This is a genomic window from Dactylosporangium sp. NPDC049140 (assembly GCF_040648435.1).
On sequence record NZ_JBEZDS010000075.1, the window covers coordinates 1 to 21,710 of the forward strand.

At 73.0% G+C, this 21,710-nt stretch carries 23 protein-coding genes; 12 read left to right on the forward strand and 11 right to left on the reverse strand.

Annotation, left to right across the window (positions count from 1 at the left end):
- The first annotated feature begins 97 nt into the window (after positions 1-97).
- On the forward strand, positions 98-1,525 hold the full coding sequence (locus tag AB0B76_RS54515) for a hypothetical protein (protein WP_360392948.1): 1,428 nt from the start codon (positions 98-100) through the stop codon (positions 1,523-1,525).
- Here the strand turns inward: AB0B76_RS54515 and AB0B76_RS54520 are convergent.
- The 4 genes from AB0B76_RS54520 to AB0B76_RS54535 form a co-directional block, all read right to left on the reverse strand.
- Positions 1,491-1,757, reverse strand: a complete 267-nt coding sequence (locus AB0B76_RS54520; protein WP_360392950.1) for a hypothetical protein — start codon at positions 1,755-1,757, stop codon at positions 1,491-1,493. The two genes, AB0B76_RS54515 and AB0B76_RS54520, sit on opposite strands and share 35 nt — an antisense overlap.
- 5 nt (positions 1,758-1,762) lie before the next feature.
- Positions 1,763-2,359, reverse strand: a complete 597-nt coding sequence (locus AB0B76_RS54525) for a dihydrofolate reductase family protein (RefSeq protein WP_360392953.1) — start codon at positions 2,357-2,359, stop codon at positions 1,763-1,765.
- 78 nt (positions 2,360-2,437) lie between these two features.
- Complete coding sequence (locus AB0B76_RS54530) at positions 2,438-2,563, reverse strand: hypothetical protein (protein WP_360392956.1); 126 nt, start codon at positions 2,561-2,563, stop codon at positions 2,438-2,440.
- 24 nt (positions 2,564-2,587) lie between these two features.
- Entirely contained in the window at positions 2,588-3,907 is a 1,320-nt protein-coding gene (locus AB0B76_RS54535; protein ID WP_360392958.1) for a condensation domain-containing protein, read from the reverse strand.
- Between the two features lie 178 nt (positions 3,908-4,085).
- Between AB0B76_RS54535 and AB0B76_RS54540 the strand changes: the two genes are divergently transcribed.
- From AB0B76_RS54540 to AB0B76_RS54565, 6 genes are all read left to right on the forward strand, one after another.
- Entirely contained in the window at positions 4,086-5,006 is a 921-nt protein-coding gene (locus tag AB0B76_RS54540) for an ABC transporter ATP-binding protein (RefSeq protein ID WP_360392961.1), read from the forward strand.
- On the forward strand, positions 5,003-6,352 hold the full coding sequence (locus tag AB0B76_RS54545) for an ABC transporter permease (RefSeq protein ID WP_360392964.1): 1,350 nt from the start codon (positions 5,003-5,005) through the stop codon (positions 6,350-6,352). The genes AB0B76_RS54540 and AB0B76_RS54545 overlap by 4 nt, the downstream gene beginning before the upstream one ends.
- A gap of 75 nt (positions 6,353-6,427) precedes the next feature.
- A complete protein-coding gene (locus AB0B76_RS54550) occupies positions 6,428-9,109 on the forward strand; it encodes a bifunctional YncE family protein/alkaline phosphatase family protein (RefSeq protein ID WP_360392966.1) in 2,682 nt (893 codons plus the stop codon).
- A 124-nt stretch (positions 9,110-9,233) separates the two neighbouring features.
- Positions 9,234-10,445, forward strand: a complete 1,212-nt coding sequence (locus AB0B76_RS54555) for an MFS transporter (RefSeq protein WP_360392969.1) — start codon at positions 9,234-9,236, stop codon at positions 10,443-10,445.
- 60 nt (positions 10,446-10,505) lie between these two features.
- Positions 10,506-11,696: an MFS transporter gene (locus AB0B76_RS54560; protein ID WP_360392971.1), complete on the forward strand. Its 1,191-nt coding sequence runs from the start codon at positions 10,506-10,508 to the stop codon at positions 11,694-11,696.
- Positions 11,697-11,734: 38 nt separating this feature from the next.
- Positions 11,735-12,469 (forward strand): mechanosensitive ion channel domain-containing protein, encoded by a 735-nt coding sequence (locus AB0B76_RS54565; RefSeq protein ID WP_360392974.1) that lies wholly within the window; start codon positions 11,735-11,737, stop codon positions 12,467-12,469.
- A gap of 8 nt (positions 12,470-12,477) precedes the next feature.
- Here the strand turns inward: AB0B76_RS54565 and AB0B76_RS54570 are convergent, their stop codons facing one another.
- Together AB0B76_RS54570 and AB0B76_RS54575 are read right to left on the reverse strand one after the other, a co-directional pair.
- The gene (locus tag AB0B76_RS54570; protein WP_360392976.1) at positions 12,478-12,840 is read right to left on the reverse strand and encodes an SgcJ/EcaC family oxidoreductase; all 363 of its coding nucleotides are present in this window, start codon (positions 12,838-12,840) and stop codon (positions 12,478-12,480) included.
- A gap of 197 nt (positions 12,841-13,037) precedes the next feature.
- Positions 13,038-13,418 carry a nuclear transport factor 2 family protein gene (locus tag AB0B76_RS54575; protein WP_360392979.1) on the reverse strand — a complete coding sequence of 127 codons (381 nt, stop codon included), beginning with the start codon at positions 13,416-13,418 and terminating at the stop codon, positions 13,038-13,040.
- Positions 13,419-13,505: 87 nt separating this feature from the next.
- Between AB0B76_RS54575 and AB0B76_RS54580 the strand changes: the two genes are divergently transcribed.
- Entirely contained in the window at positions 13,506-14,288 is a 783-nt protein-coding gene (locus AB0B76_RS54580) for a helix-turn-helix transcriptional regulator (RefSeq protein ID WP_360392982.1), read from the forward strand.
- Here the strand turns inward: AB0B76_RS54580 and AB0B76_RS54585 are convergent.
- The 3 genes from AB0B76_RS54585 to AB0B76_RS54595 form a co-directional block, all read right to left on the reverse strand.
- The gene (locus AB0B76_RS54585) at positions 14,279-15,064 is read right to left on the reverse strand and encodes a hypothetical protein (protein WP_360392985.1); all 786 of its coding nucleotides are present in this window, start codon (positions 15,062-15,064) and stop codon (positions 14,279-14,281) included. The two genes, AB0B76_RS54580 and AB0B76_RS54585, sit on opposite strands and share 10 nt — an antisense overlap.
- A gap of 61 nt (positions 15,065-15,125) precedes the next feature.
- Positions 15,126-15,926, reverse strand: a complete 801-nt coding sequence (locus AB0B76_RS54590; RefSeq protein ID WP_360393038.1) for a hypothetical protein — start codon at positions 15,924-15,926, stop codon at positions 15,126-15,128.
- A 304-nt stretch (positions 15,927-16,230) separates the two neighbouring features.
- Positions 16,231-16,755 carry an ATP-binding protein gene (locus AB0B76_RS54595; protein WP_360392988.1) on the reverse strand — a complete coding sequence of 175 codons (525 nt, stop codon included), beginning with the start codon at positions 16,753-16,755 and terminating at the stop codon, positions 16,231-16,233.
- Between the two features lie 129 nt (positions 16,756-16,884).
- Here AB0B76_RS54595 and AB0B76_RS54600 point away from each other — a divergent pair, with 129 nt between their 5' ends.
- Entirely contained in the window at positions 16,885-17,850 is a 966-nt protein-coding gene (locus tag AB0B76_RS54600) for a hypothetical protein (RefSeq protein WP_360392991.1), read from the forward strand.
- Between the two features lie 26 nt (positions 17,851-17,876).
- The gene (locus tag AB0B76_RS54605; RefSeq protein WP_360392993.1) at positions 17,877-18,821 is read left to right on the forward strand and encodes a membrane dipeptidase; all 945 of its coding nucleotides are present in this window, start codon (positions 17,877-17,879) and stop codon (positions 18,819-18,821) included.
- 10 nt (positions 18,822-18,831) lie between these two features.
- Here the strand turns inward: AB0B76_RS54605 and AB0B76_RS54610 are convergent, their stop codons facing one another.
- Positions 18,832-20,334 (reverse strand): beta-N-acetylhexosaminidase, encoded by a 1,503-nt coding sequence (locus AB0B76_RS54610; protein WP_360392996.1) that lies wholly within the window; start codon positions 20,332-20,334, stop codon positions 18,832-18,834.
- Positions 20,335-20,442: 108 nt separating this feature from the next.
- Here AB0B76_RS54610 and AB0B76_RS54615 point away from each other — a divergent pair, with 108 nt between their 5' ends.
- Positions 20,443-21,186, forward strand: a complete 744-nt coding sequence (locus AB0B76_RS54615) for a class I SAM-dependent methyltransferase (RefSeq protein WP_360393000.1) — start codon at positions 20,443-20,445, stop codon at positions 21,184-21,186.
- Here AB0B76_RS54615 and AB0B76_RS54620 read toward each other — a convergent pair.
- On the reverse strand, positions 21,183-21,404 hold the full coding sequence (locus tag AB0B76_RS54620; protein WP_360393003.1) for a three-helix bundle dimerization domain-containing protein: 222 nt from the start codon (positions 21,402-21,404) through the stop codon (positions 21,183-21,185). The genes AB0B76_RS54615 and AB0B76_RS54620 overlap by 4 nt on opposite strands.
- 141 nt (positions 21,405-21,545) lie before the next feature.
- On the opposite strand from AB0B76_RS54620, the gene AB0B76_RS54625 reads away from it, so the two are divergent.
- The gene (locus AB0B76_RS54625) at positions 21,546-21,689 is read left to right on the forward strand and encodes a hypothetical protein (protein WP_360393005.1); all 144 of its coding nucleotides are present in this window, start codon (positions 21,546-21,548) and stop codon (positions 21,687-21,689) included.
- Positions 21,690-21,710 lie beyond the last annotated feature (21 nt).

The following is a 21,710-nucleotide window of genomic DNA, read 5'->3' on the forward strand; positions in this document are numbered from 1 at the left end:
TCCTCGACGGCGGCGCCGGCGCGGCCCAGACCGCCGCCCTGCTACGCCCCGGACCACGGGGCAAGCTCGGCCTGCCACCGCTCCAGGAGGGACCGCCATGCCTCTGACCCGACGCACCACCATCGGCCTCGCCGGCGCCGTCATCGGCGCCTCCGCCTTCGCCCGCCCCGCGAGCGCCGCCACCGCCGACTACGTCGTCCGCCACGACCAGCCCCGCCAGACCATCCTCGGCCTCGGCGTGGAGATCCAGTCCGACTCGATCGGCTCGGGCAACAACGGCCTGCCCGCCGCGACCACCTCGGTGCCGCACGACCTGGTCGCGACCGAGCGCACCCGGATGTACCGCGACCTGCTGAAGATCCGCGACGACCGCGGCTTCCGCTATCTCCGCCTGGCGCTCGGGCTCTACCTGCGCGGCCTGGACGCGGCCCAGAAGCAGATCGTCGGCCGCTGGTCCACGCAGCTGAGCGAGCTGGCCGAGCTCGTCGCGCAGTCCGGGATCGAGGGCGTCTCGGCCGAGTACTGGTCGCCCGCGCCCGGCTGGAAGAGCAACGGCAGCTACGTCGGCGGCACCATCGCCTCCACCGACCCGGGCTGGCTCGACCAGTTCGGCGACGCGATCGTGCGCGACCTGCAGTACCTGCGCGACAACGGCGTCCCCGTCAAGATGTTCAGCCTGCAGAACGAGCCCAGCATCGCCGGGGTCGCCTACTCCTGCTGCGGGTACAGCAACGACCAGTACTACAAGGCGTTCAAGGCGGTCGCGCCCAAGGTCCGCGCGGCCTTCCCGGACGTCTTCATCCACGCCGACGCCGAGAACGGCCAGCGCGGCCGCGGTGGGGCGCTCATCCGGGCCGACGCCGCCGCACTGTCCTACGTGGACGGATGGTCGTTCCACCGGATCGGCTCGGACAGCAACGACCAGCTGCAGAACAACTACACCAGCGACGCGGCCGGCAAGCCGGTGTTCTCCAACGAGTTCGAGTACCAGGTGCCGACCAGCGACTGGAAGATGGTGAACACCGCCCAGTCCATCATGAACTGGATGACGTTCCAGAACGCGCCGACCTGGTTCTGGCTGCACGCGCTCAAGCCGACGTACAACTCGGAGTCCTCGGGCTACTCGCTGGGCTACTGGCGCCCCTATGACGACGACGACTTCACGAAGTTCGCCGGCATCGCCAAGGGGCACTGGGACTACAACCCGCAGAACTTCAACGGCATCCACGGCTTCGTGAAGTACCTGCCGTGGAACTCGGTCCGCTACGCCGTCGACGAGGCGACGGTCCGCACCGACCAGCGGATCATGGCGTGGAAGACCCCGCAGGGCAAGCTCGTCTTCGCCTTCACCAACCGGGGCACGTCGACCGTCGCCTACACCGTGGACACCGGCTCGGCGCGGGCGTTCCAGGGCCAGCAGTACACGCCCGCGGCGCGCAACGCCAACCTGGCCGACAAGACCGGCCCGGTGCTGTCGCTGTCCCTGCCGCCTACGTCGGTCCAGTTCTGGATCGAGCGGCTGTGACGGCCGCGACGACGTCCTCGGGCAGCGGTCGTGCCGGTCCGCGGGCGAGGAAGTCGTCGACCGGCTGTTCGGCGATCCAGTACCCGCCGCCGAATCCGGGGTCGGCGCAGAACCCCCGGTACTCCAGCCGGTCACCGGCGAGGCTGAGCGTGGTGGTGCCGCGACACGACGTGCCGCCGTCACCCCCGCGCGAGCAGCAGCCCGACTCCCACGTCCACGAACCGGTGTCCACGCCGCCTACCGGTCGATCGTGTAGCGCAGGTGTGTCACCAGCGAGGTCTGCCGGGCCGAGATCTGGGTCAGCCCGGCCCGGCCGACCCCCTCGAAGAGCCGCTCGCCCCGCCCGAGCAGCACCGGCGCGACGTGCAGCCGCAGCTCGTCGAGGAGCCCGGCGGCCAGGAACTGGTTGACGGTCGAGGCGCCCCCGGCGACGGCGACGTTGCGGTCCCCGGCCGCCGCGCGGGCCCGCTCGAGCGCCTCGGCGATCCCGCCGGTGACGAAGTGGAACGTGGTGCCGCCGTCCATCGGCAGCGGTTCGCGCTCGTGGTGGGTGAGCACGAAGACGGGGCCGTGGTACGGCGGGTCCTCGCCCCACCAGCCCCGCCAGCCGAGGTCCCACGCGCCGCGGCTCGGCCCGAACATGTTGCGCCCCATGATGAACGCGCCGGCGTCGCAGATCTCGGCGACCTCGGCCGCGTTCTCCTCCTCGGCCTCGAACATCCACCGGTGCAGCGCGCTCTCGGCGCCCTCGCCCAGCGGCAACTCGAGGCTCTGGTTCGGCCCGGCGACGTACCCGTCCAGCGAAGCGGCGATGTTGCATACGACCTTGCTCATGGCGGTGATCCTCTCCCTCTCGGTGTCCGTTCGCCATCCGGTCGGAGCGGCCCGCCGGTTCTCGACATCAAGGCGTGGTCATCCTCCGACCGCGTACCGGTGCATCGTCACGCCCCGCTCGAACGCGCGCGGCACGTCGCCGCCGACGACCCGGGTGTTGTGGCCCGCGTCGGTGCGGGTGGTGGACACGAGCACCTTCGGCATCGACGTCCAGATCCTCCTGTGCGATCACGTGGCCGCGGCGACGGTCACCGCCTCCATGCCGCGCACGCAGGCCTCGAGGACGGCCGGCGGGATGTGCTCGGTGTCGCCGCAGATGTCCAGGTGTACCGTATCCGGCTCGGCGGCGATGGTGACGAACATGCGCTCGTTGGGCCGGTCCTGCCTGGCCATCCACCGGAACGTGGTCTCGGGCAGCGCGGCCCGCACCTCCTCGGCGGTCGGCACCGGGCCGTCGGCCGGGCCCGGCGGGCGGCGGTCGTTGAAGTAGCAGGCGATGTCGACCTCCTCGCCGCGGTCGCGGTTGACCCGCGCGATGAGCTCGTCGAGGTCGCCGGGGTCGTAGTAGGCGTGTTTGTACGCGGTGAGGCTCCGCCGTCCGGTCAGCGCCACGGCCTCGTCGAAGGGCCGGCCCGCCACGTCGAGCACGCACAGGGCGGGCTGGCTGACCGGGCTCACGGCCTCGGCGAGCGCGCTGCGGAACCGGTTGCTGACCACCACGCGCACGACCACCGGGTGGATGCCGGTCGCCTCGGACAGGGCGGCGGCGAACGCGGTCAGCAGCACCGTGGTGCGGTCGGTGCCGGTACGCCGGGCGACGGTCTGCGCGGCCAGGTGCAGCGCGCGCGAGGAGAAGTCGGCCTGCCAGTGCCGCGGCCGCCGGGCGTCGACGGGCCCGGGGAAGCGCCGCGGCTCGATGGCCCGCAGGGTCTTCTCCCAGTGCCGCAGCGCCGACGCCGACTGCCTGCGCCCGGCCTCGGACCGCTGCCACCGTGCCTGCTCCAGCGGGGCCAGGCCGCCCGGCTCGCCGTCGGCGCGCCGGCCCGCGCGGTGCCAGCGGCCGACCCGCTCGGCCAGCACCAGCCCGCCGAAGCCGTCGTTGACGAGGTGGCACACGACTGTCACCTGGTGGGTCAGCGCGCCCCGGTGCCGGATGACGGCGGTGCGGACCGGCCAGTCGCGCTCGAAGTCGAACGCCGTCTCGTGCAGCCGGGCGCTGACCGCCGCGGCGACGGCGGCCGGATCGGCGCCGTCCGGGGCGTCGATGACTTCCAGCGGTACCTCCCCGGCGCCGGCGAGCACCTGCAGCGGCGGCCCGTCCGGGCGCAGCCGCAGCCGGGTGCGCATCGAGGGGAAGCGCTCGAGGATGAACCGCAGCTCCTCGGCGACGTCGGCGACGGTGGCCCCGGCGGCCAGCGGCAGCACGATGCCCATCGGCATCCAGGTGCGCTGCCGCTCCATGCCGTTCCACAGCTCGCGCTGCCCCCAGCTGAGCTCCTCGACGCCGCCGCCGGCGCCCCGGAACGCCACCATGATCGTTTCTGGCATGCCACCCCCTGGCTCACCCGACGCATCGACGCCGGGGATTCTACGGGGGAGGGTGACCATACAGTGGAAAGGGGCGGTTTCCGGAGGATTGTTCATCGACGTCGGTCTTCTCCCCGTTTCGGAAACGTTCAGCTCGGCGGGGCTGCTGTGTCGTTGCACGATCCTTAGGTTCGATGGCATGGACAGACGTCGAGCCATCCGCGCGCGCGGGATCACCAAGTGTTTCGGCGAGGTCGTCGCGCTCGACGGCGTCGACCTGGACGTGGCCGAGGGCCAGATCCACGGGCTCGTCGGGCCCAACGGCGCCGGCAAGACGACGCTGCTGGGGCTGCTGCTGGGCCTCGCCGTCGCCGACAGCGGCCGGCTCGAGATCCTCGGCACCCCGGTCGGCCGGGCGCTCGCCGCCCCGGACGGCGTCGCCGGCTTCGTCGACGGGCCCGGCCTCTACCCCTCGCTCACCGCCCGCCAGAACCTCGCCGCGCTCGCCGCGCTGCGCGGCCGCGACGCGCCCACGACCCCGATCGACGAAGCGCTGGAGCAGGTCGGGCTCACCGACGTCGCCGACGACCGGGCCGCCGGCTTCTCCCTCGGCATGCGCCAGCGGCTCGGGCTGGCCGCCGCGCTGCTGTCCCGGCCCCGGCTGCTCGTGCTCGACGAGCCCGCCAACGGCCTCGACCCGGCCGGCAAGAAGCACGTCAACGGCGTCCTCACCCGGCTCGCCGCCCAGGGGACCGGCGTCGTGCTGTCCAGCCACCGCATGGACGACGTCGAGGCGCTCTGCTCCGACGTCACCATCCTCGCCACCGGGCGGGTCGTCTTCTCCGGCCCGCTGTCCAAGCTGGCCGTGGAGAGCCGGGAGCTCGACTACCGGCTGCTCACCTCCGACCCGCCCGCCGCGCGCCGGCTGGCCGCCGAGACCCCCGGGATCGCCGTCGCCGAGGGCGACGCGCTCGTCGTGCACGCGCTGGTGCCCGCCCTCGACGAGCTCGTGGTGCGGCTCGTGCGGGCCGGCATCGCGCTGCGCGAGCTCGCGCCCGTGGTGTCGCCCCTGGAGGCCGCGTTCCTGGCGCTCACCGAACAACAGGAGGCGGCCGCATGACCGCGACCGTCACCGCCGCCCGGCCCGTCTCCGTGCCCCGGGGCTACCGGTTCGAGGTGGTCAAGCTCGTCTCGCAGTGGCGCGTCCGGCTGCTGGTGCTCGCCTGCTGGATCGCGCCGGCCCTGTTCGTCGCCGCGGTCGGCCAGCAGAGCACGCTGCCCACCGACACCCTTTTCGGCCGCTGGATGCTCACCACCGGCTGGGCCGGGTCGCTGGTCATGCTCGGCTTCGCCGGCACCTGGGCGCTGCCGCTGCTCACCTCGGTCGTCGCCGGCGACGTGTTCGCCGCCGAGGACCGGCTCGGCACCTGGCGGCACCTGCTCGTGGCGGTCCGCTCGCCGCGGCGCATCTTCGCCGCGAAGGCCCTCGCGAGCCTCAGCGTCATCGTGCTGATGGTGGCCGGGCTGGCCGTCTCCAGCACGGCCGGCGGGCTCGCGGCCGTCGGCAACCGGCCGCTGGTCGGCCTCGACGGGCACCTGCTGTCCCCGGGCGACGCCGCCGGCAGGGTCCTGCTGGCCTGGGTCTGCGTGCTGGCGCCGACCCTCGCGCTCGCCGCGATCGGGCTGCTGGGCTCCGTCGCGCTCGGGCGCTCGCCGATGGGGCTGCTGCTGCCGGCGCTCGTCGCCCTCGCGATGCAGGTCGCCCAGATGCTGCCGCTGCCCGTCGCCGTCCGTCTCGCGCTGCCCGGGTACGCCTTCATCGCCTGGAACGGCCTGTTCACCAGCCCGGCGCAGCCCGGTCCGCTGCTCATCGGCGTCGCGGTCAGCCTGGTGTGGGCGGCGACCGCGACGGCCCTGGCCTACCTGCTCTTCATCCGGCGCGACTTCACCAACCCGGCCTACGACGGCGCCGGGCGGCGGGCGGTCACCGCCGGCCTGCTGCCGCTCGCGGGCCTGGTCGCCGTGACGATCGCGGTCGTCGCCGCGGCGAACGGCAGCGGGGCGACGAGCTCCGGCATCGATCAGGACAAGGTCGAGCGCTCGGTCGCGATCGCGTTCGCCCACCTGTACCGCATCCAGACCGGCCAGCTGAACCGCCCCGACGTGACCGAGGAGCGGCTCGGCGCGACCGCGGCGTGCACCAAGGGCGGCGGCCAGGGCACCCCCGAGGGGCCGGGCAACGACTGGCGCTGCGTCGTCTCCTGGCACCTTCCCGGCGTCGAGGCCACCGGGTCGGCCATCTACCAGCTCGACGTCACCGCAGACGGGCGGTACATCGCCGACGGCGATGGACCGAAGGAAGTGAACGGCTACTTCCTGGTGCACACCCCGACCGGGGACACACCGAACCCGCTCTGGCAGTTCGACGGCAACGTCGAGCTGTGGTCAACCAACCGGAAGGGATAGCCCATGCAGGTAACACGCCGCCGCAGGCGTGTCGAGAAGGCTCACGTCCGCCTTCTCACTCGCCAGATCCCCCTCGTGGCCGGCACCACCGCGGTCGCCGTGGTCGCCGCCGGCGGAGGCGCGGCCTACGCCCAGACCCACCAGTTCGGCACCGACCAGGTCGGCCAGCTCACCGACCGGGGCCTCGTCGTCTCCGACGACCAGTACCTCGACCCGATCGGCGAGCGCCTCCAGATCAACAACGGCAAGATCATGTCGTCGTCGGCCAGCCCGGACGGCACCCACCTGGCGGCCGCGGTCGCCGACGGCGGGGAGGCGCTGGCCATCGTCGACCTGCGCAACTGGAAGGTGCAGCAGCTCATCGGCAACAACGCCGCGGCGAACCTGCGCATCAGCGGCAACGACGTGGGCCAGGAGGGCCCCACGTACTCGCCGGACGGTTCGCAGCTGTGGCTGGGCCAGGCCGACGGCTACCGCAAGTTCACCGTGCAGGCAGACGGCTCGCTCGCCGACCCGGTGTTCGTCCCGATCGCGGCGGACGGTCCGCGGCGGGCGCTCGTCGGCGAGGCGGTGTTCTCGCCCGACGGCGCCACCGTGTACTCCGCCGTCAACGGCCAGAACCGCGTCGTCGCCATCAACGCGGCCACGGGCGAGATCCAGCACAGCTGGGCGGTCGGCAACGCGCCGCGCGACCTGCTCATGGCCGGGGGCCGGCTCTACGTCAGCAACGAGGGCGGCCGTCCGGCCAAGCCCGGCGAGAGCACGATCAACTCGTACAACACGCAGGTGCCGGCCAGCCAGGTGACCGCGGCCACCACCACCGGCACGGTCAGCGTCATCGACCTGGCGAACCCGGCCGCGGCCGTGGCGAGCATCGACGTCGGCCTGCACCCGACGGCGCTGTACGCCAAGCGGGGGACGCTGTTCGTCACCAACACGGCGTCCAACGACGTGTCCGTCATCGACACGGCCCGCAACAAGGTCGTGCAGACGATCGCCACCCAGCCGTGGCCGGAGGCGTCCGTGGGCTACGAGCCCGACGCCGTGACGCTCACCGACGACGGCCATCTGCTGGTGACGCTCGGCCGGGCCAACGCGGTCGCCGTCTACCGGTTCGGCGGCGCGCAGCAGCCGGTCAGCTTCGTCGGCCTGCTCCCGACCGACTACTTCCCGGCCGAGATCACCACGGTGGGCAAGCAGGTGCTGGTCTCCAACACGCGGGGCGTGGACGCCCGCCGGCCCAACAACCCGGCCGGCCACGGTACCCACGACACGACCTCGAGCCTGCAGCGGTTCACGCTCCCCGGTGACCGTGTCATCCGGGCCATGACGGCCAAGGTCTTCAGCCAGAACGGCTGGGCCGGCGGCTCCGTCGCGCTGGCGGCCGACCAGGGCCGGCTGCACCCGCGGCCGGTGCCGGTCCCGGCGCGCCTCGGCGACCCGTCGACGATCAAGCACGTGTTCCTGATCGTCAAGGAGAACCGGACCTACGACCAGGTGTTCGGCGACGACACGCGGGGCAACGGCGACCCGGCGCTGGCGCAGTACGGCCAGAACGTGACCCCGAACCAGCACGCGCTGGCGCAGCAGTTCGGGCTGTACGACAACACGTACGACATCGGCACGAACTCCGCCGAGGGGCACAACTGGCTGATGCAGGCGGACGACCCGGAGTACACCGAGTCCTCGGCCGGCGAGTACCTGCGCAGCTACGACACCGAGGACGACGCCCTCGGCCACCAGCGCACCGGCTTCCTGTGGACCGGCGCGCAGGCGACCGGCAAGACCGTCCGGGACTTCGGCGAGTTCCAGCAGTTCCTCACCAAGCCGGCCGGCGCGACCTGGCAGAACCTGTACTGCGACACGAAGAACATGGCCGCGACCGGTCAGGACACGGCGTACCCGCTGACCTCGTCCTCGCCGATCCCGTCGCTGAACGACGTGTCGGTGCACGGCTTCCCGAAGTTCGACACGGACGTGCCGGACATCTACCGGTACGAGATCTGGAAGCGCGACTTCGAGCAGCACGGCCCGGCCAACCTGAACATGTTCTGGCTCTCCAGCGACCACACCGGCGGCCCGCCGAACGGTGCGGCCCAGGTCGCCGACAACGACCTCGCCACCGGCCGGATCATCGACGAGATCTCGCACAGCCCGTACTGGAAGGACTCCGCGATCTTCGTGGTCGAGGACGACTCCCAGGCCGGCCTGGACCACGTCGACGGCCACCGGGCCCCGATCCAGATCATCAGCCCGTGGGCCCAGCACGGCGTCGTCGACAGCCACTACTACACGCAGATCACGATGATCCGGACGATCGAGCAGATCCTCGGCATCCGTCCGATGAACCAGAAGGACAGCGCGGCGACCCCGATGCGCGACGCCTTCACCCAGCGCCCGGACTACACGCCCTTCACCGCGCTGCCCAACCAGACCTCGCTGACCGCGGGCCTGACGACGCTGCCCCCGTGCGGCGCCGATACCCCCGCCCCGGCGAACCCGAACGCCCCGCCCGCGGCCACCGCGACGGTACCCGCGGCCCAGCAGGCCGTGGCGTCGAAGTGGGCGCAGTGGAAGTCGCAGCAGCACCTGACGGGCACCAACGCGCGGGCGGACTCGTCCAACCCCGCGCAGATGAACCACTTCGACTGGTACGAGGCGCACGACTGGTCCAAGCCGTACCCCGGTGAGGACAAGATCTACGCCCCCGAGAACGTGCCGGGGGCCTACCTCCCGGCCCCGGACACCGACGGCTGACCGTCCTCGGAAAGGGCCCCCGGCTGGCCGTCGCGCCGGGCGGGGGCCTGCCTCAGGCGAGGAAGAGCGCGGCGCGCCACCCGCGCGCCGGGCTACGCTCAGGGCGGGCTGAGCGGGGAGGCGTATGCGCGCGGCGCGGTTGAGCGGTCCGGCGTGGTGGTTCGTCGCCGGGTACGCGGTGTCCGCGATCGGGACCGGGCTCTGCTACCCCTTCCTCGCCATCTACCTGCACCAGCTGCGCGGGCGGTCCGACACGGCGACCGCTGGGCTGCTGTTGCTGCTCGCCGGGGTCGCGGTGCCCGTGTCGGTGCTCGGGGGGCGGCTCGTCGACCGGTACGCGCCCCGGGCCGTGGCGATCGGCGCACTGCTCGTGCAGGCGGCCGGGTGGGTGCTGCTGGCCGCCGGGGCCGACGGGCCCGCGATGCTCGTCATCGGCGTCGGTACCGGCGCGTTCCTGCCCGCCGTGGTCCCCGTCATCGCCGGGCTGAGCGCCTCCGAGGCGGTCCGGGCGCGCACGATGTCCATCCGGTACCTGCTGCTCAACCTCGGCCTGGGCGTCGGGGCCGGGATCGGCGGGCTCGTGCTCGGGCCGGCCGGCGCGCCGGCGTTCCGCTGGCTGTGTGTCGCCAACGGGGTCAGCTGCGCGGTGTACGCGCTCGTGCTCGCCCGGCGCGTCCCGCCGGTCCGTGCGGTGCGGCGGGAGGAGCGGCTCGCGCCCTTCCGGCCGGGGTACACCTTCGGGCTCCTGCTCGCCGCCCAGCTGCTGCTCGTCACGTTCGGGCTGGCGCAGGTGGAGAGCGGCGTGCCGCTCATGGTCCGCGGCGCGATGTCCGGGTCCACGGCCCTGGTGGGCGGGCTGTACGCGGTCGCCACGCTGGTCGTGCTCGTCGGGCAGCTGCCGGTGGCGCGCTGGGTGGAGCGGGTGCACAAGACGCGGGCCCTGATCGCCATGGGGCTGCTGTGGGCGGGGGCCTGGCTGCTCGGCTGGGTTGCCGGGGCGCTCACCGGCGGGGCGCGCACCGCGCTGCTGGTCGCGATGATTGTCACGTTCGCGCTGGGGGAGTGCGCGTACAGCCCGGCGTTCTACACGCTCGTCGAGCGGATCGCGCCGGCCGGCACGCTCGGGCGCTCGTCCGGGGCGGCCTGGGCGGTATTCCAGCTCGGCAACACCATCGGGCCGCCGATCGCGGTGTTCCTGGTCGGCGGACCGGCGCCGTTCTGGCTGGTCCTCGCCGCGGCCGCCGCCCTCGCCGCCGTGCTGATGCTCGTCGTCGACCGGCGGATGCACGCCGCCGCGCCGCCCGAATTAAACCATTTGACGCCCGCGATACGTTGATCCTCCGTACCTCTGCGAGGTCGAGGGGGGCACCCGACCCCCTCGACCCCAGGAGTACCCATGCGCCGGGCCCCCGCCCTGTCGTTCCTGCTCGTCACCGTCTTCGTCGACATGCTCGGGCTCGGCCTGATCGTGCCGATCGTGCCCGCCCTCATGACCGCGATCGCCGGGACCGCCGCCGACGCCGCACGCTGGTCCGGGATCATCGGCTCCAGCTACGGCGTGCTGCAGTTCCTTTCCTCCCCGCTGCTGGGGCGGCTTGCCGACCGGTACGGCCGCCGCCCGGTCCTGCTGTTGTCCCTTCTCGGCCTCGGCGTCGACTACCTCGGCCACGCCGTCACGCCGGCCGCGGCCCTGCTGCTGCTCTTCCACGGCCTCGCCGGGGCCTGCGCGGGCACCAACACCGTCGTCAACGCCTACATCGCCGACGTCACGCCGGCCCCGGACCGGGCCCGCGCCTACGGGCTGGTCGGGTCCGCGTTCGGGCTCGGTTTCATCGCCGGCCCGACGCTCGGCGGCCTGCTCGGGGGCGTCGACGTGCGGCTGCCGTTCTACGCCGCGGCGGCGCTCGCGTTCGCCAACGCCGCCTACGGATGGTTCGTGCTGCCGGAGTCGCGGCCCGGCGACCGCCGCACGCCGCTGAGCCTGCGGGCCGCCAACCCGCTCGCCGCCCTGGCGGACGTGCTGCGCCGGCCGGTGCTGTCCCGGCTCGCCGTCGCCCGGTTCCTCGCCGACCTGGCGCGGATGACCAGCCAGGCGAGCTGGACGTTCCTGGTCACCTACCGGTTCGCGTGGAGCACCGCCCACGTCGGGCTCGTGATGGCCGCGGGGGCGCTCGCCGGCGTCGCGTTCCAGGCGCGGCTCGTCGGGCCGGTCGTGCGCCGGCTGGGGGAGAAGCGTGCGGCGGTACTCGGGGGAGCCCTCGGGTCCGCGACGCTGGCCGGCACCGCGTTCGTGACCGTACCGGCCGGGGTCTACGTGCTGCAGGCCGTGGGCGTGCTCGGCGCCGTCGGGTCGGCGGCCGCGCAGGCCTGGCTGTCCCGCGTCACCGGGCCGGACGAGCAGGGCACGGTCCAGGGGGCGGTCAGCGGCATCGGGGCCATCGCGGAGGCGGCGGTGCCGGTCGCCGCGCTCGCGGTCTTCGCGTGGTCGCTGGCCTTCAGGATGCCGGGCCTCGTGTACGCGCTCGCGGCGGTCCTCGCCGCGGTGTCGGCGCTGGTCCTGGCGAGCACCGCGGAGGTCGCACGGTAGGGTCGCCTACGGTGATCATCCGAGCGGGAGGTACGGCGGTGGGCTGGCTGACACGGCGGCGCGCGATCGAGATCACGGTGCGCGCCGACTTCCGCAAGACGATCACGTTCGGCGCGCTGGCGCTGATCTTCCTGGTCGTCGGGCACGACATCGGCGGCGTGCACGCCGAGTCGCTGCGGGCGCGGCTGATCGCCTACGGCTGCGCGCTGTTCACGGCGATCTTCGGGGTGGCCGCCAGCCGTACCGCCGCCCGCGAGGTGCAGCGCGTCGCCGTCGCCCGGGCCGGGGCCGCCGCCGGCACCCCGCTGCGGCTGTTCGTGCTGCTCGCCGGGTACCTCATCGCCGTGCTCGCCGTGTGCGACCTGCTCGGCGTGCAGCTGCGGCAGGTGCTCGTCGGCGGCGCGATCACCGGCATCGTCGTCGGCCTCGCGGCGCAGCCGGTGCTGGGCAACCTCTTCGCCGGGCTGGTGCTGCTCTTCGCCCGCCCGTACGTGCCCGGCCAGCAGGTCCGGGTCCTGTCCGGCGCGATAAACGGCCCGCACACCGGCGTGGTCGTGTCGGCGGGCCTGCTGTACACGATCCTGGAGACGAAGGACGGCCCGCTCAACATCCCGAACTCGGCGCTGCTGGCCGCGGCCGTGGGCCCGGCCGTCGACGAGCCGGACGAAGAGGCCCCGGCCGACGTCTCGGCCCCGGTGCCGGACGGCGCCGCCCTGGCCACCGTCATCGCCGGGGCCGAGTCCGGCGATGAGCGCCGGCATGCCGGGGCCTGAGCCGCCGGTCAGTCCAGCCGGGACACCTGATAGTGGGCGATCAGCCAGCCGTCGTCCGTGCGGCGCAGCAGTACCGCGAGGTTGACGTGCAGGGCCGGCCGGTCCGGAAACGTGAAGTCCACGGCCAGGTAGCCGAGCACCAGCCCGTCCGCCGGCCGCCGGGTCTCGAGGATCCGGTAGTCGGCCGCGAGCCCGGCGGGCTGGGCGGCGTAGTACGCGGCGACCGCCTCCCGCCCGACGCCGTAGGGATGCAGCCCCTGGAAGATCGCGTCCGGGGTGAAGCCGGCCGCAACCCGCTCGGGCTCGTGCGCGCCGACCGCGTCCCGCCACCGGCCGAGCGCCTCGTGCAGGATCGCCTCCTCGCCGGCCACCTCAGTGCCCCGCGCTCTGGCCGCCGTCGACGTGCACGATCTCGCCGGTGACGACCGCCACCCGCTGGCTGTGGATGCTCATGTCCGATCCCCTTCTTTCGGTCCGGCCGGTGAACGAGACGACCGGTCGCCTATCACGATAGACGACCGGTCGTAGAAGTGTGGGCCGGACCGGCAATGCCGCTGATCCCCGCGGGTCAGAACATCCCGTTCGGGGTCGTGGAAGGCTCGGGCACGGGCTGCACGACGTCCCAGTGCTCGGCGATCCGTCCGTCGACGAGCCGCCAGATGTCGATGACGGCGGTGCCGCGCTCGTCCTCCGGCGTCACCATCCGGTAGTGCACGACCACGTACTCGTCGTCGGCGACGACCCGCTTGAGCTCCAGCGCCGCGCCGGCGACCGGCGCGGCCGCAATCCACTCCATGAAGGCGTCCCGGCCCGACGGGTTGCCGGGGCTGTGCTCGACGAAGTCCTCCCGCAGCAGCGGCCGTAGCACCTCGATGTTGCCGGCCGCGAACTCGCGGAAGCCGTGCAGGACCAACGCCCGGTTGTGCTCGGCAACGCTGATGTCTGTCATGCCCAGCACCGTGGCAGGCGGACCGGCCGGCTGTCGATGACATGCGAGGTAATGGTCATCCGCGCGTTCCTCGGCGACACTCGGGACGTGCCTGCCTCCGCCGAACCGATCGGCCCGCTGCTGCGCCGGTGGCGCCGGCTGCGCGGCCTCAGCCAGCTCGACCTGGCGATCGGCGCCGAGGTGTCGGCCCGGCACATCAGCTTCGTGGAGACCGGCCGCACCGTGCCCAGCGGCGCGATGGTGCTCCGGCTGGCCGAGTACCTCCACATCCCGCTGCGGGAGCGCAACCGCCTCCTGGTCGCGGCCGGCCACGCCCCGCTCTACCGGGAACGGCCGCCGGACGATCCGGACTCCGGCCGCGTCCGCGACGCCCTGGAACGGATCCTGCGGGCGCACGAGCCGTACCCGGCGGTCGCGGTCGACGGGCACTGGAACGTCCTGGCCGCCAACGCCGCGTTCGACGGCCTGGCCGAGGGCGTCGACCCCGACCTGCTGCGCCCGCCGGTCAACATGATGCGGCTCGGGTTCCACCCCGGCGGCCTCGCGCCGCGCATCCGCAACCTCGCCCAGGTGCGTGCCCACCTCCTGCCCCGGCTCGCCCGTCAGGCCCTGCACACCGGCGACCCGCAGCTGCACGCGCTGCACGAGGAGCTGCTGCGGTACGGGCCCGACGTACACCCGCCGCCGCCCGACCCGGCCGACATCGCCCTGCCGATCCGGATCGGGCACCGCGGGTCCGAGCTGCACTTCATCAACACGGTCACCACGTTCGGGGCCGCGTTCGACATCGCGCTCTCGGAGGTCGCCGTGGAGACGTACCTGCCCGCGGACGAGGCGACGGCGCGCTACTTCCTCGCGGCTCAGTTGTAGTAGAAGCTGTCCGCCTCGGCGGTCTTGTTCTTGGCCGGGCGCTTCGTGGCCAGCGGCTGGCCGTGCCCGGCGAACGTCGTGGTGCACACGAACGCCGGCTTGCCGGTCAGCTCCATCTCGACGTGGATGGAGGTCACGTTGCCCTGGTCGTCGGTCTCCAGCGTGAACGGCGCGTTCTTCGAGTAGAACGCGACGATGCTCGGGTGCCCGACCGGCAGGAACTCGTCGGTGCCCTCCATCGGGTCGAAGAGCCCCTTGTACGCGTGCGGGCCGGTCGCCGTCGCCGAGGCCACGCTGGTGATGAACGTGGCCAGGCCGGTCGGGTTGTCCATGTTCAGGCCGACCAGGGACTGGCTCTTGAGCCGCGCCAGGTCCAGGTGGACCCACTTCTCGGAGTCCTTGTCCCGGCTGTACGAGTCGGTGCCGAACACGACCCGATGCAAGTGGGTGTCGTGGGCGGTGCCGGTGAGCGTGACGTCCTCCTCGAACACCTTGCCGGCGTGGTCGTACCCGCCGGTGGCCTCGATCCGGCCGTTGGTCTCGTCGGCGAGGTTGCTCTGGACGTGGAAGGTGTACTGCGCCGACATCAGCTTCGTGAGCGCGGCGACGACGTCGTCCTTGGCCGGCGGCGGGGCGGGCGAGCGGCTGACGCTCGGCGCGCTCGTGGGCCGCCGGTACGGCTCCGAGTCGGTGTCGGGCAGGCCGAGACAGCCCGACGTGCCGAGGGCGGCGCCGGTCAGGATCAGGGCAGCAAGCAGTGGCGTTCGACGTGGCATGTTGACATACCCCCGTGTCGATGGCGGGACGAAGAATAGCCGACCGGGCGGGCGGCCGCGCTCACGGCGACGCGCGGAAGGACAGCCCGGCCGCGTCCATCGCCGCTCGCAGGTGTCGAATGGCGTAGGGGCCGACTCCGTGGAGTGCCTGGACCTCGCCCTCGCTGAGTCCGGCCACCTGTTCGAGCCGGACCACGCCCTGCGCGGTGAGCGCGCGTGTCGCGGCCGCGCCGATGTGCGGCAGCGGGGTGCCCGGCTCCGGTACCGGCCGGGCCCGGGCCGGCCGGGGATGACCCTCCCGGTCCAGGACGGCGGCGCCGCGCGGCGAGAGCCGGTACCCGATGTCGAGCGACTCGGTCAGGCCGCGCTCCTTGAGCTTGCGCACGTCCTGCTTGAACGACGGGGTGTCGCGCCCCAGCCGTTGTGCCAGGTCGGGCGCCCGGGTGGCCGGCAGTTCGTCGATCAGCAGCAGCGTCGCCCGGGTCCAGGGCCCGATCGGCGAGGCGCGGTCGAGCCGGTCGAGCGCCGCGACGATCGCGTCGATCTCCGCAGCGTCGGGTACCGACTCCCGCAACGCGTGCCGCGGGTCCGCGCCCGCGTACCGCAGCCCGATCCGATACACCGGCCGCTCGGGGTGGAGGCGGTCCAGCCCCTGCCGGAGCGCGGCCAGCGACGCCGCGCCGGCCCGGCGGGCGTCCGCGGCGGACAGCGAGCTCACCGCCACGCGGTCGACGGATGTGATCTCGACAAGCCCGACCGCGGTACGCATCCGGGTACCGACCCTGACCCGAGGCCGTTCCCACCGGCGGAACGCCACGTCGACGTCGCCGGCCCGGATCGCCGCCAGTTCTGCGGGACGCATCTGCACGCCCCTAGTTCAACACATGCCACACGATCCATCCGACAGTCCGGGCATCCCGCGGGCCATCGCCCGCCGGCCACTGGAGTGACGGGGGCGTGGCGATCAGATTGAGCCTCCGCGCAGCTCGCCGCCGATGCGCACGGTGGTGGGGTCCTGCTCGCCGAGGGATACGACTCCCCGGCCGGGGCCGGCTGCGGCCGTTCGGTCACGTCGGCCTTCCAGGTGTACTCCCGGCCGTCGATGTGCAGCTTCCGCAGCATCGACCTCATCGTCCCATGATTCCAGCCGTCGGCTGAGCCAAGTCCTACACGCCGAACTCGACGGCATCTGCGATCCGCGAGGCGGCCTCGGCGGGCGTGAGATGTGTGGTGTCGACGACCTCGGCCTCGGCGTGCAGCCACGTGCGGGCCGCCTCGGCGTAGGGCTCGAGGTACTTGAGGCGGAACGGGGAGGGCACCGGGTGCTCCCCCTCGATGCGCCCGATGAGGGCGTTCCGGTCGGCGTGGAGGACGAAGTGCCTGACCGGGATGGCATGCTGGTCGAGGCCCGCGCTGATCTCGCGCCAGTACTGCTCGACCAGGACCGTCATGGGGATCACCAGCGTGCCGCCGGTGTAGTCGAGGACATGGCGGGCGGTCTCGACCACGAGCGGCCGCCACGGCGGCCAGTGCTGGAAGTTGTCCGTCTCGGGCAGCCCCGGCGTGATGTCCATGAGCATCGCGCCGACCTTCTCGGCGTCGAACACCCGTGAATCCGGGATCAGCCGCTGCACGAGTGCGCTGGTCGTTGTCTTGCCTGCACCGTGGGTACCGTTGATCCATACGATCACGGGATCCGATGCTAGCGGCCAGGAGCCACTGACCCGAGGCGCGAAGGGCTTCACGCCGAGCGGCCAAAGCCGGCCGGGACGCGCGCCGTACGATCCACTGCCATGGTCCGCACTACACCCCCGCGTCCCGTGGACATCACCGGACTCTTCCCCGAGCTGCGGGAACACTCCACCACCGCCACCCGCCTGCATCCCCGGCCCGGTGCTCCGACCGCTGCCGACAGCTCGGTCGGCGGGCCGCTGCTGTGGCCGGCCGGCGAGGCGTGGCCGGTCTGTGACGACGCCGGGGCGCACGAGCCGTACAACCTGACCAGCCCGGCCTTCGTGCGTCGCCGGCGGGAGGTTCTCGCGGCCGCGAACGCCCGGGAGCCGCTGCCGGGCGGGGAGTTCCTGACCGCCGAGGAGCGGGCCGAACTCGACGCGGCCGAGGCGCTGGAGCTGGACGACCTGCTCGAGGAGTCGATCCCGCTGGTCCCGGTCGCGCAGTTGTACCGCCGGGACATTCCCGACTACGCCGGTCCGGACGGTACCGACGTGCTCCAGGTGCTGTGGTGCCCGGTCGACCACTCGGACCGGCATTACAGCCCCCGCGTCTTTCTCTACTGGCGCGACAGTTCCGCCGTCGGCCCGCTGCTCGAGGCGCCTCCCGAGCCGGCGGTGGTCAGCGACATGTACCTGCCGATCCCGTGCGTGGTGTACCCCGAGCAGGTTCGCGAGTACCAGTACGCCGACCTGCTCCCCGATGACCTGCGCGAGCGCCTCGACGCGTGGGATGAAGACGAGGACGAAGACAGCCGTCCTGACTACCAGGCCGACCTGTCGCTGGCACCGGGATGGAAGGTCGGCGGGTACGCGAACTGGTCGCTGACCGACCCGTACCCGATGGACTGTGCGGTCTGCGGCGCCTCGATGAGCTTGACCTTCACCGCGGACTCGTCCGACTGGAACGGCACGAACTGCAGCTGGCGCCCGTCCGACGAAGACCCGGCCACATCCCCGGACACCGTCGGCGTGCAGATCGGGCGTGGCTACGCGCTGTACACCTTCCGCTGCCCCGAATCCTTCGACCACCCGCCGGCCACCGCGATGCAGTGACGCCGGGCGCGTTGCAGGATTTGCGCATGAGCGATCATCTGTTGTGGGAGCAGCACTGCTGCCTGCCGCTGTCGACCGGCGCCGACGTGGGGGAGCTGGCCCGGTACCAGCGGCCCGGCGGCAGCTTCGTGTCGGTGAACGTCGGGTACGCGCCGCACGGGGCCGGCGAGGTGCTCGGGCTGCTGGAGAACTGGCGGCGGCGGATCGCGGCCGACGAGCGGCTCGGACTGGCCGCGGGCCTCGACGACGTCGGGGCCGGCCGCGTGGCCGTCGCGTTCGACCTCGAGGACTCCGGGCCGCTGGAGGGCGACCTCGGCCGGGTGCGGCAGTTCTACGACCTCGGCGTGCGCACGCTGCTCCCGACGTACAACCAGCGCAATGCCGCCGGGTGCGGGTGTCTCGACGAGACCGACGACGGGCTGACCGCCTTCGGCCGGGCCCTGGTCCGCGAGATGAACGCGGTGGGCATGGTGCCCGACGGCTCGCACTGCAGCGCCCGGACCGGCCTGGACCTGTGCGAGGCGTCCGAGCGCCCGGTGATCTACAGCCACTCGTGCATGCGCGCCCTCTGGGACCACCCGCGCAACATCACCGACGAGCAGGCCCGGGCGTGTGCGGCGACCGGGGGCGTCGTCGGCATCACCGGTGTCGGGATCTTCCTGGGGCCGAACGACGCGTCAATGGAGGCGCTCCTGCGCCACGTCGACTACGCCGTGGACCTGCTCGGCCCCGAGCATGTCGGCCTGGCCACCGACTACTCGTTCGACGCCGAGGACCTGGCGGCCGAGATGCGGCAGAACCCTTCGCTGTTCCCGGAGAGCTACACCCGCTGGGGGCCGGTCGAGCTCATGCCGCCGGAGGGGCTGCTCGGCGTCGGCGCGGCCCTGCGCGAGCGCGGGTACCCGGACGACGCCGTCGGCGCGATCCTGGGCGGCAACTTCCGTCGGGTCGCCGCCCGGAGCTGGCGCTGACCGTTCGCAGCTACCAGGGGATCTGGGGTGAGCGGTAGAAGTTGATGCCCAGGGCCTGCCAGCGCGGGGCCTGGGCGGCCAGGCGCAGGCGGAACGCGGCCCAGTCGTGGGTCGACGCCGGCGACCAGCCGAGCTCGGCGATGGCCGGCAGGCGCGGGAACGCCATGTACTCGATGTCGGCCGACGTCCGGATCGTCTCGGTCCACAGTGGAGCCTCGACGCCGCGGACGGCGGACGTCGGGGCGCCCACGAGGTACGTGCCGGGGTCCCAGCCGTACGCGTCGGCGACCTCGATCAGCGCGGCCCAGTCCTGGCCGAGCGGGGTGGAGTCGTTGTACTTCATGTCGAGGTAGGCGAGGTTCGCCGGGGACAGGACAACGCCGGTGCCGTTCGCCGCCGCCGCGGCGACCTGCGGATTGACGTTCGTGGTGTCCCAGTACTGCGCGACCGTCGTCGGCAGCGGGCTCGCGGTCACGACCTGGTGCCAGGCCTGGACGCGCTTGCCGTGCGCGGCCACGATGCCCTGGACGCGGTTCATGAACGTCACGTAGTCGGCCTGGCTCGTCGCGTGGGCCTCGTCGCCGCCGATGTGCAGGTACGGGCCGGGCGTGAGGGCGGCCAGCTCGCCGATGACGTCGTCGAGGAAGCGGTACGTGACCTCCTTGTTCACGCACAGGGAGCTGAAGCCGACGTCGGTGCCGGTGTACAGCGGCGGCGCGACCCCGTCGCAGTTGAGCTCCGCGTAGGAGGCGAGCGCGGCGTTCACGTGCCCGGGCATGTCGATCTCGGGGATGACGGTGACGTACCGGGCGGCCGCGTAGGCGACGATGGCGCGGTACTGGGCCTGCGTGTAGTAACCGCCCGGGTCCCCGTCGACGGCGGTGCTGCCGCCGTAGGTCGCGAGCCGGGGCCAGCTGTTGATCATGATGCGCCAGCCCTGGTCGTCGGCCAGGTGCAGATGCAAAGTGTTGATCTTGTACAGTGCCAGCTGGTCGATGTACCGCTCCACCTGCGCGACGCTGAAGAAGTGCCGGGCGACGTCGAGCATGGCCCCCCGGTAGGCGAACCGCGGCGCGTCGGCGACGTGCCCGGCCGGGATGCTGGTGCCGTTCGCCAGCTGCCGCAGGGTCTGCACGCCCGCGAACAGGCCGGCCGCGCGCCCGGCGGTCAGTGTCACCCGGCCCGGGCCGACGTCGAGGCGGTAGCTCTCGTCGCCCTGGTCGCGCCCGGCGACCGCGAGCGCGATGGTGTTGCCGCCCTTCGGGGCCCGGCTCGCCACGGGCACGTGCAGGATCGCCGAGAGCTGCTCGGCCACGCCGCGCGCGCCCGGGCCGGCCGTGATCGTGGTGTGGCGGCCGATCGTGAACGCGCCCCGCTCGGGCCGGGCGGAGACGGGCGCGGGGAGGATGTCGGCGTACGCGTCGCGGGCCGGGGCGGCGGCGCCGGGCTCGGCGACCGCCACCGTGGACGCGCCGGCCGCGACCAGTGCTGCCAGGATCAGCCTCCACCGCATGGCGTGCCTCCGTACTGTTAACAAGCCTGACTAATCGACAGACGTCACCCTATTCCCTGGAGTTCGCCCAGGACAAGGCCGTGGCGCCTCGAGCCTAAGCTCGGCGCTGTGCAGACATTCGAGCGGCTCGTGGCCGAGGCGTCGGCGGTACCGTTGCGGGGTTGGGATTTTTCCTGGCTGCGCGGCCGGGCGAGCGGATCCGATCCGTCGTGGTCGTACGCGGAGCGGGCCGCCGCGCTCCTGCCCGGCCGGGCAGCCCTGCTCGACATCGACACCGGCGGCGGCGAGATGCTGGCCGCGCTCGGGCCGCGGCCGCCCGTCACCATCGCGACGGAGGGCTGGGAGCCGAACGTCGCCGTGGCCCGGGAGCGGCTCGGACCGCTGGGCGTCGACGTGCGCCACGCCCCGGACGCGGACCTCCCGGTGCCCGCCGGCGCCGTCGACCTGGTGCTCAACCGGCACGGCCGGCTCGACGCCGGCGAGGTCGCCCGGGTGCTGCGGCCCGGCGGCGACCTGCTCACCCAGCAGGTCGGGGCCGAGGACTGCGCCGAGCTCAACGCGGCCCTGGGCGCCCCGCCGCCGTACGGGCGGGCGTGGAGCGCCGACGTCGCGGCGGCGGCCCTGACCGCGGCCGGACTGACCGTGACCGACGTGCGCGAGGAGCGGCCGGAGCTCGTGTTCCACGACATCGGCGCGCTCGTGTACCAGCTGCGCGCCGTGCCGTGGCAGGTGCGGGACTTCACGGTCACCCGGTACGAGCCCGCCCTGCGCCGCATCGACGAGCGCATTCGCGGCGAAGGCGCGTTCGCCGTGCGCACCCACCGCTTTCTCGTCCAGGCCCGCGTCCTCTAGATCTGGGCGGCGGCCTCCAGCTCGTTGCGGGCGTCGCGCTCGATCAGGACGGGCACGAAGGTGTGCACGCCGACCGTGGCGTAGCGCCGGGTGACCCGTTCGACCGTGGCGCGAACCGTCGCGGGGTCGTGCCGGGCGGCGTACCGGCGGATCAGCCGGGCCGTGAGGTGTTCGATCGCGTGCGCTTCGAGCTTCGTCCGGTACTCGGTCGCGGGCATGTCGTGCTCCCATCTCTCGCCTTCACTCTCGCGCCGCGGCGGACCCGGCGGCAGGGCCGAACGTCCCGCCGATCCGGGCCGCCGGCCTCAGGCGCGCCGGCGCCCCGGGCCGCATCGTGGAGGCGAGGGAGGTCGAGGACGATGCTTCGGCGAGACATACGGGTGCTGGTGTTCGGGGCGGGGGTCGCGGCCCTCGGGATGGCGATGAGCGACGCGCTGGCCCGGCTCACGGTGCGAGCCGAGCGGCGCCCTGAGCCGCCCGCGCCGCGGCCGGGGCGGCGGTGACGGCAGGTGCTGTCGGACCGG